This window comes from bacterium (assembly GCA_023230585.1).
GTDB lineage: Bacteria > Ratteibacteria > UBA8468 > B48-G9 > JAFGKM01 > JALNXB01.
Genome location: JALNXB010000064.1, coordinates 1 through 9,964 on the forward strand (window position 1 = coordinate 1; position 9,964 = coordinate 9,964).

Consider the following 9,964-nt stretch of genomic DNA (forward strand, 5'->3'; position numbering starts at 1 on the left):
CTACTCTGAGCCTGTTAAGCCCTTCGGAGACGCTCTTTGTGCAGAAGGGTGAGTTCTCAGAGTGCCCGATTGTTGTGTAGAAGGTGTATGCGCCGTAGTACCAGAGTGAATAGACACCACATACTTTTTTGTCCCTTATTTGACAAACTTTATAAACCCAGCGTTTTCCAGCCTCCATACTGAGGACCCTGTTGGTACCCACGCAACCCAGCACTCTCTTTTCCATACACCAATATTGAAACGTAACTCGCCTGCTTCGTGCGGGTTTATACCTATACTTGAGAACGGTATTTTTGTCTCAGAAGTCCATTCTCCTGTCTCTTTGTTGGCAACAGAAACCCCGTACTCAATAGATTTCTCTATATCTTGAACCTTACTAAACGGCATCGAAAAGCTGTTCATAACCTCTACATTACCCGTAGAACGAACCCAAAAAATATATATAGGTCCAGTAGGCATATCTTCCATCCACCACCTTGAGCTATGAGGACCTGCTTGGCTTTCTATAGATACCTCAAAGGCAGGGATATGGTCTTTTAACTTTGCAGGCATATCTTCTGTCCAGGGGTCGGGTTCGTGTTTAGTCGCAATATAAAGGTTTTCGTTATCATACGAAAGCCACGCATAACTTTTAGGTCCTTTCTTGCCAAGTTTGGAGTGGTCTCTGTCTATAATCATTGTTTTACTTGGATTGTTAATATCCTGCCACTCCTTAATATCCAGTTTACCGTCCAATTTTATAGAGTGTTTTATAGGAGTTACCAAATATGTGAGAGGTGGATAAACTCTTTTTACTTCTCCCATAGCCATTTTTATATCACCTATTGGGGTATAACCAGATTTATAGTATTTGCCTATATCTTCTTTTTTTCGGTTTATGGGCCAACTTGCTCTAAGTTTAGTATTACTTACACCTATATTTTTGGTATTTATATTTTCGTACCCTGTAAGTTCGTAAATTTGTGACCCTGGTCTGATGGTAAAATCCATATTTTCAATATCTCTAAAATCGGGTTTTTGTCCATCCCAATTATCTTCAAATATAGTTATATCTTTCATTCCTCTACCAAAAGATATAAACTTTCCTTCTGTATTCACGTTTCTTGTTATTACGCTTCCTTGTATTTTTGCCCATTGAGAAGGGTCGAGTTCAAGCATAGGTAAAAGCGGCGGGTACCTATAACTCCAAGGCGGTAATTTATGGTTAACGCTTTTAAGTCTTCGAGATATGTTGTTCATGCTGAAAATGTTTGGACCTGCATCTATATCACGGTTTTTAAAGAAAATACTGGACCTGTCTCCTTGACCTATTGAATTGTTTGCAGGTTCTATAAAAAGGTTGTTGGTTAAATAGTTGCCCGGCTGGGTGCTTGATATACCAGTAGGAAACTTATAAAATATGTTGTTATCAACAACAAGTCCAGCGTTAACTGCATCTATATGTATGGCGTTTAAACCGTGAGTAAGGTTAGGCGAAGAATGGGTGCTTATATGGTGAAAAAAATTATTCCTTATAACTGTGCCTCTATTCATTAAGGGCCAGTTTGCTCCATATATATAGATAGCACCTATCTCTCTTCCTTCTGTTGGAGCGTCATGAAGTTCGTTATACTCTATAATATGGTCGTTAGCGTCAAAAAATATTGCCTGATGCGGGCTGTCATGGATAGTGTTATGCCGTACAAGTTGACCTATTCCGTTAATCTCTACTGCCTGCCGATACCCGCCATCAAACCTGTTAAAACGGTATATATGGTTATTTTCTACAAGGTGTCTGGAAGGTATAAGTTTTGTTCTATCTCCTCCGTTCAAAGAAACGCCTCCTTCCCCAACATCGTATATATCACAACCAACAACCTTATGTTCCCACCCACTATCAATACAGACAGCCCACTGCCCTGTATTTCTTATTGTTGATGTTGCAATAATATTGTTGTACCCACCTTTGATATCAAAAGCGCTGTTTCGTCCCCCTTCAAAAACAATATCATAAAACGCTATATTAGATACATTATCAAGTTTTACAATAGGTTCTTCGTTTAATGTGCCAATAATTTCGGAGTTCTTAATATCGCCAGGCGGATAAAAATATAACCTACCATCTTGCCTGTCTAAATACCATTCTCCCGGCATATCTATCTCGCTTAAAAGGTTATACACAAAATAGGGTTCTTGAGGTGCTATCCTATACCCAACACCGTAGTTAGGGTCTTTACGGTATGCCCATCTTGGGTCTTCTGCTACATTTATCACCTTTTTATCTGTTTCTATGGAAGTAACTTTCAAATGTTTAAGCACAAAAGGGACTTTAGGTCCAAGATACCCTTTAAGCCATATTTCTTTTTCGTTCTTCCACCGTTTTGGTCTATCTTCTGAGTAGATAAATTTACCCAACTGGTAAGGAGTGTTACGAGATACATAATCACCTTTTGGGTTAGGCAACCCCGCAACTCTAAGCCAACTGTCGTTAGGCCATCGTGCAAGTTGCATAATTTTACCGTTATAAATAAGTTCCATTGCAGATGGACTTGTAGAACCGTAACCTCTATTAACAAGTTTGCCGTAATCGGTTATTCCTGATTCTTTCAAGTTAGCAACATATACCTTACCTTTCGCTTCTTTAGGGAGCATATCCAGTACAGTTTTGTCTGATAATAACCTAAAATCTGTTATAAGTACCCCATTAACTATACGTACATTCTCTTTAGGGTACCCTCTATAAACAACAGGAAAATCTTTAAGACCAGAATCTTCTTCTGTAAACACCAAAGATTTATCTAAAAAATATGTGCCCTCTCTAAGATATATTGTTACTCCACCTGAACTTTTTATCTTTTTTACTTCTTCTTGGGCTCGTTGTATAGTGGCAAAAGGTTTTGCTTTGGTTCCACTGTTTTTATCGTTCCCTTTTAATGAAACGTATATCGCTTGTTTTGGGCTACTGAGCCACTCAAAAATCTTATCTTGGTTACTTTTTTCTATTTTTCCGTCTGCAAGTCCTTCAATATTTTCAAGTTTTTCCCTTATATCAAGACGGTTGACATCGTTAGGAAAACTTAATGTTTCCTCCATCTTTAACATTTTCTCGTACATCTTTCTTGCGACAGAATATTTACGTTCTACTCTGTATGTATCTGCTATAGATATATCTGCTCTGAAGGTCTGTCTTTTAGTTCTTCCATCTACCTCTTTCACCTGTTGGTAAAGATTTCTTGCGCTTTGATAATCTTTCTCTTCAAGGCACACCTCTGCCCGCCTAAATAGAGCGTCAACAAGGTAATAGGGTTTAATATCAGGTATAGAGGTTATCTCTTTATACACATTATGTGCGTTCTTGTAATCTTTCTCTCTTCTATAACTTTCTGCTATATTGAAAAGCGCAAGATATTTACCTTCATCAGGGATATCTTTGAGTTTTTCGTATTCAGCCCTTGCCTTTTTGTAGTCGCCTTCTTTTAAAAATAGGTCAGCTCTTTTAAAAACCTCTTCTTTAGATATGCCTGCCGGTCCTTTGCTTAAATTAGAGACTTCTTCATTTGTCAACACCTTATTATATATAACCACCTCGTCTATATCTAATTTTATAGCCCCCATACCCATACCTGCAAAACCAATTTTGAAAGAGTTTGGGTTGTTTGCCGATATATACTCTTTTTCATACCCTGTTTTTCCAACCAGTTGCCCGTTATGGTATAGTTTCATATCTTTACCATCCCAACTAATGACAAGATGTTGCCATACGTTATCTACCATAGGAGTTGTTGCCACAACATTTGCACCTGCTCTATCGCTACCGCCTTCAGCGCCCAAAGAAAACGTTACACTTGATGTTGGTTCATAAGCAGTAGTCAGCCGCCAGCCAGCCCGAAACCCTTCAACTGAGAAAATGTGTCCTCTGCTTATCCTACCCTTTGGAGGCGGTTGGCTACCTTCGCCTTGCCTACGAAACCACACCTCAGCAGAAAATTGGTTGTTATCAATATTGTAGGATGCTCCCTGATAGTACCCTCTATCAAGCCGTACAGCCTTCTTATCTTTCCATCTACCTTCAACAACCTGTAAATCATCGTAAACAGTTTTTGTTGTTCTATCTGTATATGGTACAAATTTAAGGTGAGCTTTGTTTGGACTAAAGTCTGTAAGCATAGATTTACTATCTACAATATCTTCAAAAGTGTAGTACCTTACAACATTGATATCTTCTTTTAGTTTATCTCTTCTTTCAACCCAACTCTTATACCCTTCATCCTGCGCTTTTAATCCAAAAACTAAAACCGCAAAAAACAAGAAAACGTATCTAACAATTTTCATATACTACCTCCATAGTGGTTTACTAAACTTTTTTCTACAAGGAGTGTTTATGAAGTAACGTCCCACATCTCCCACAACATCTCAATGGCAGAATTGGTCATCATATCAGCTGCTTCTGGTGCAAGCTGTCTACATATAAAAGGAATCTCCCCGTACCCGCCTCGCCTTGCTTGGCTAACAGAAGGAACGTACCCACCTTCTTTTTCGTCTGTTAACTCAAGCACAAGAGTATTTGGAGTAGGAGAAAACTTTTTTATTTCAAGCCCAAGTGGAGTAAAAATTTCGCCTTTAAGAGCAACTATTGCTGTATCTCCTAACCTCAAACATTGAACTGGTACTTGTCTTTCTTTAGGTTCAGGGTTCCAGGAATCATACAAATCTATCCAAACTTTTTCCATTTCTCCTATCTTAGGATTTCTTCTAAGAGAATCTATAAATTTATCGCTCTCGCTATCTTTTACTGCTCTCGGGATAGGTATATATCTTAAACGCCAATCTATAGGTAAAACTTTTATAGGGTTTATCGCTCTTTCCACAGCCATAATAGCCGCACCAGCAATACCTCGCCCTATCTGCTCGTGAGGTAACTTGGGCATACAATCAACATCACCAGCTGTCCCTTGTAAAAAGAGGCAGGGGACATCAGAGCCGTAAACAGAAGCAATAGTTTTTGCTATATCGCCAGGCCATTCTGCCCAAAAAACTTCAGGTCCGCTATTAGGATGACACGCATAGTTTACAGCAAACGCTTTTACTTCCTTATTTTTATCTTTTACACATAACACCTGTACTGAATTATCAAGTTCCCCAGAAAAACCTATCCGACCGTCTTTACTTCCATCCATAGGTCTAATATCATATACATCTTGCCCTGTTTTAAGCCTGCATAACTTATATATAGAAAAACCTTCTGCGTCTGTTTTCCCTTGGTAAATCTCAGCCTCAAACATAGAATTGTATGCGTCAACAACAGATTTAACAAGGTTATCGGTAAACTCTTGCACATATTTTGGGTCGGCAGAATAAGGCATCCCTTTAACTGTATCTATTACAGGAGCAGTATGTGTGTGGGTTGAAGAAATAATAACAGCACCAGCTGGAATACCACAAGCTTTTTCTATTCTTTTCTTAGCTTTAGCCACAATATGTTCTGGTGTCCAGCAAACATCACTAACAACAAAAACTATATATTTACCACCTGCTTCTATTATCATTGATTTTGTGTATAAGCGACTCTTTATCTCTTTGGCTACTCTTCTTTGAAAATATCCGTCTAACTCGGTACCGAGAGGTGGTGTAATATCTATCTGTGCAACGCCAACCTTGCAATTATTTATTTCGCACATAAGGTCCCTCCTGTTGAGTTTTTCGTTTACCGCATTTGGTTATGTGGCGCTTTTTGCCATCATAACGCCCCAATTTGTCATCCGAAACTTGTTTCAGGATCTCTAATTTAACTTACGTAACAGGGGGAGTAAAAACGAGATTCCGGATCAAGTCCGGAATGACATGCAAGGGTAGTTTCTCGTATTTTTCCTTGTCTGCTAATTACTCCTCCTCCTACGCTAAAATACAAAAGACGGAATAGGGGCGTGTATGCACCGTAGTACCAGATTGAGTGGACACCACATACGCCTTTCCTTTATGCTTTCCTTTCCAGTGAAAAATATACAAATTGTTTGATAAACCCAAATTATTTTATTTTACTGATTCTTTCAGGGTCTATCTTGTCAAGGTTATCCAACACTTTGCTATATGCTTCGGCAAGCAGTTTTACTGTTTCAGGTCCATTTGGTGCTCTAAGAGGCATATTTATACCTATATGTGTTCTTGAGTGTTTTACAGCGTTTGGGTAATCTTCGGCATTATATTCAACACCTTCACCAGCATTATCAATACTCCAAGGGACTCCAAGACCGTAGGCGTTTCTATGTTTAAAGACTGTCATCTCAGGGAGTATCATCCTTTGCCATATAGCAGTCCTAAGCCCTTCTTTCATTAGAGCTTTATTGACAGCGTCTCTAAAGACTCCAGGGTCACCCTGCCAGCCAATCTTATCCATATCAAGTCTAATAACGTACTCATACCAGGTATGGTGGTATTCGCCTTCTGGTTCAAAAGGAAGTATAAGACCTTTAGGAGCAAGATGTTTTATCTGTTCGTGAAAGTTTAAAGCGTTTTCTCTTTGAACCTTCAGGTTATCTTCAAGTTTTTTCAACTGAGACCTACCGAAAGCTGCTATAATATCATTATTTCTGTACATCCAACCTATCATATAAGCATGATAATCACGGTCTTCACCTGGTATTTTTGTTTCTCCAAAAGACCAGACCTGTTTGGCTTTATCATGCATTGCAGGGTCGTCAGTAACAAATAGTCCACCTTCTCCTGAACATAAACTCTTATTATGTGCCAGACTAAAAGCAGCACAATCGCCAAGAGTACCTACCTTTCTACCTTTATAGAGAGCGCCAACAGACTGGCAAGCATCTTCAAGGACCTTAATATTATGTTTTCTTGCTATAGCCATAAGTTTATCCATATCAAGAGATAAACCGTGAAGATGTATAGCTATTATAGCTTTTGTTCGAGGTGTAATAGCGGATTCAATCTTATCAACATCCATATTTACAGTATCAAAATCTATATCTGCAAAAATAGGGACAGCGCAGTGATGAAGAATACAGGTAGCGCTTGCAGACCAAGTATAAGCACTTACCAGAACATGGTCACCTGCACCCACTCCACAAGCAACCAATCCCATATGGAGAGCAGCAGTACCACTGTTGGTGGTAATACAATACTTGTTTCCATTCCACTCGGCAAACTCATCTTGCAAGGCTCTACATTCAGGTCCAAAATTATGAACACCGCTTCTTAAAGCCCTCAAAACCATATCCTCTTCTTCTTTACCTATATAAGGCCAAGGTTTTATCGCACCTGTAGGAACAGCTGGCTTTCCACCATATATTGCTAATTCGCTCATTCTATTCTCCTTAGTTGTGTTTAGATTACTCCAAACAGGTTAATGATAGTTTTAAAAAACATTCTACTTGATTTTAATCTTTTTAGCAAAAGGAAAAAGATTAAAAAAATATAACAGGTAACAATTGCTATTTGAATTCTGTTGGTTCTTTTGTAAAAGCCATACTCCTTTAAAGTAGAAGTTTGGTTTTGAAGAAATCTTACACTTTTCTTTTACTAACACCAAGTTATTTTTTATCTTCAAAGGCTCTTCTCAAAGAAGGCACAAAATTCTCCCTAAAAATATCGTCATCAAGTTCTCTATGTTTCTCTATAAAAATATCCAACTCTTTTAACCACTCTTCAAATTCTTTACGTTTTTCTCCCTCAAGTTGTTTTTTCAAGTTTAAATTATAAAAAATTACGCTCTTCTTGTAGAGAGTTACAAATTCCATAATAGAGAGTATTCTTTCAATACGCCACTGATATTGAGAATCTTTTGTTTTTGAAAGAGCTTCTTTACAAAGAGTGTTACAATATTCTATATCCTCATCTCTAAAAATCTGGTTAAGATTCAACATAGGTGAAGGACTTATATGGTCCTTATCAGCCCCTCTTGTACGTTCTTCCCACCTGTATATAAGTTGCTCCATCAAAGGTCCTGCTTCTGGTCCAAAAAACTTATTGGTATAATCTGATACAAATTCTTTAAAACTTACTGTATCTTCCCTAAGGTTATGGCTTACTGCCAGATAGTTCAAACCATATACTCCTATATGTTTTGTAAATGATTGTATATGAGTTCCTCCCAGTCCTGCTTCTTTTAGCCACGGCCATTCTTCAAAAAGGTTGTTTACCACAGGCCACGGTAGAGAACGCCAAGCGTTCATCCCCATTTCATAAGTGTAAAGGTACAAGTTGTCTGGAGGGATAACCTTCAACCATTCTTTTATTACATCTACATACTGCTTATTTATTTCACAAGAACTATCGGTCAAGGTATGTTTAGAACAACGCCAATATACCGCCAGACAGACCCTTATATTTGGATGGAGTTTTACGTCAACTGGAGGGTCGGCTACATCTATATAAGCCAAAATGCTCAATTTTTTTTGTGGGTATACCTCGGCAAGGTTTTCTGCAACAGTGTTAGCCATATTTATATATTTTCTCATTTTACCCCTGTTACCTCTTTTACCTTCAGGAGATACCCCTTCTTTGCGCCAAACAGTCTGTTTTGTATCTTCTTCTGTAACAAGTGCTTTACAACTTTCACATTCACAGGCAGGAGCACGACCATCATTAGGCCAGAAGGAGATGATGTCTGCTTCTGGATTATTGTGAGCAATTTCTATTACGCTTTGGGACACAAGTTCTGTTAAGTCAGGGTTACTCATACACCACTGGAGTTGCATTTTTGTGAGACACCTCTCTTTTCCATCGCTCAACAAAGGGTAAAAGTCTGGCCGTTCTTCAAAAAATTTATCAAAATCCCTACGGCTTCTATCTCCCAAAAGTATCCCAAATATATGGTGTCCGTAGGCAAGTTTAATACCTCTCTTCTCTAAGGCTGGTATAAGCCAACTTCTCATTTTTTCAAAAGCTTCTATTGAACGAACATGCACCAGAAGATGCGAAAACCCGTTTTTAGCCATCCAATCAACTCTTTTTACAAGAGGTTCTTCTGATTCACCTGATATAGCTTGAACGCTACGGTACCAGCAGGCAGGATTATCCAACACATCTATGCCAGAAAACTTAACATTATTACGTAAAGGTATCGTTTCTCCTCTCTCCCCATAATCAAGAAAAGAACAACCGCAGAACCTTCTCAGGTATTCATAAGCACCATAAACAACTCCTCCCGACTCTTTTGAGACGATATATAGGTTGTTTCCAACAGTTTTAATACGGTATCCATCGTACTTAAAACCTGAATGTAACTCTTTGGGGATAGATTTACTTGTTGCTGATACAGAAATATTTGCTATAACAATTGAAGGGCTTTCTATATCTTTAAATCCTTTACGTACTGGGATTTTTAACTTAGACATCTTGTTTAAGTATTTAGCAAGTTCGTTGGCTGCAAAAACCTCTCTGCTTTCTGCCCAAACAGGTATATATATACCCTTCAACTTTTTTATCTCCAAATCTTCTCCTCTCACCCAACAAGATATAATCAAAAATATTATTACTATACATTTGATTGTTTTCATAATTCTCTCCTATTAGGGTTTGCCGTTCTGCCAAAGTAGCCTATTTTGTGCCTTAAATACCCAGTTTTACCATCCTGAATTTGTTTCAGGATCTCTAATTTAACCTACGTTGGTAGTAGGCACAACGTACAAAACGAGATTCCGGATCAAGTCCGGAATGACAAGCGTGGGGGTAACTTCATCCTTTATCGTTACGTCTTTCGTTTTCTTTTAGTCTGCTAATTACTCCTCCTCCTACGCTAAAATACAAGCTTCGGCGGATAAACCTCATCCCATTAACCTCTTTACAAACTCTTGAGAACTTACTACCCCAAACATCCTCAAGGGGAGAAGGCAAAGAGAGTATGAGTAGACACCACATACGCTTTTCTTTTATCCTTGCCTTTGTTCTTCTTCCAGTAAAAAAGTATGTGTCTATGAACGAATTACGAGGTGCTACTACAACTCAAGCAAGAATCGGGCTGTTAACAAAA

4 protein-coding genes are annotated in these 9,964 nt (G+C 38.4%); all 4 read right to left on the reverse strand.

Annotated elements, in window-relative coordinates:
- Positions 1–135: 135 nt before the first annotated feature.
- On the reverse strand, positions 136–4,311 hold the full coding sequence (locus tag M0P98_08330) for a right-handed parallel beta-helix repeat-containing protein (protein ID MCK9266855.1): 4,176 nt from the start codon (positions 4,309–4,311) through the stop codon (positions 136–138).
- Positions 4,312–4,358: 47 nt separating this feature from the next.
- Positions 4,359–5,657, reverse strand: coding sequence for a neutral/alkaline non-lysosomal ceramidase N-terminal domain-containing protein (locus M0P98_08335; GenBank protein MCK9266856.1), 1,299 nt, complete (start codon positions 5,655–5,657; stop codon positions 4,359–4,361).
- Between the two features lie 347 nt (positions 5,658–6,004).
- The gene (locus tag M0P98_08340; GenBank protein ID MCK9266857.1) at positions 6,005–7,297 is read right to left on the reverse strand and encodes a DegT/DnrJ/EryC1/StrS family aminotransferase; all 1,293 of its coding nucleotides are present in this window, start codon (positions 7,295–7,297) and stop codon (positions 6,005–6,007) included.
- 226 nt (positions 7,298–7,523) lie between these two features.
- Positions 7,524–9,491 carry a DUF4838 domain-containing protein gene (locus tag M0P98_08345; protein ID MCK9266858.1) on the reverse strand — a complete coding sequence of 656 codons (1,968 nt, stop codon included), beginning with the start codon at positions 9,489–9,491 and terminating at the stop codon, positions 7,524–7,526.
- Positions 9,492–9,964 lie beyond the last annotated feature (473 nt).

Excerpts from the sequence above, each read along its gene's own strand:
- M0P98_08330 (MCK9266855.1), bottom strand. The coding sequence starts at position 4,311 with ATGAAAATTGTTAGATACGTTTTCTTGTTTTTTGCGGTTTTAGTTTTT.
- M0P98_08335 (MCK9266856.1), bottom strand. The coding sequence starts at position 5,657 with ATGTGCGAAATAAATAATTGCAAGGTTGGCGTTGCACAGATAGATATT.
- M0P98_08340 (MCK9266857.1), bottom strand. The coding sequence starts at position 7,297 with ATGAGCGAATTAGCAATATATGGTGGAAAGCCAGCTGTTCCTACAGGT.
- M0P98_08345 (MCK9266858.1), bottom strand. The coding sequence starts at position 9,491 with ATGAAAACAATCAAATGTATAGTAATAATATTTTTGATTATATCTTGT.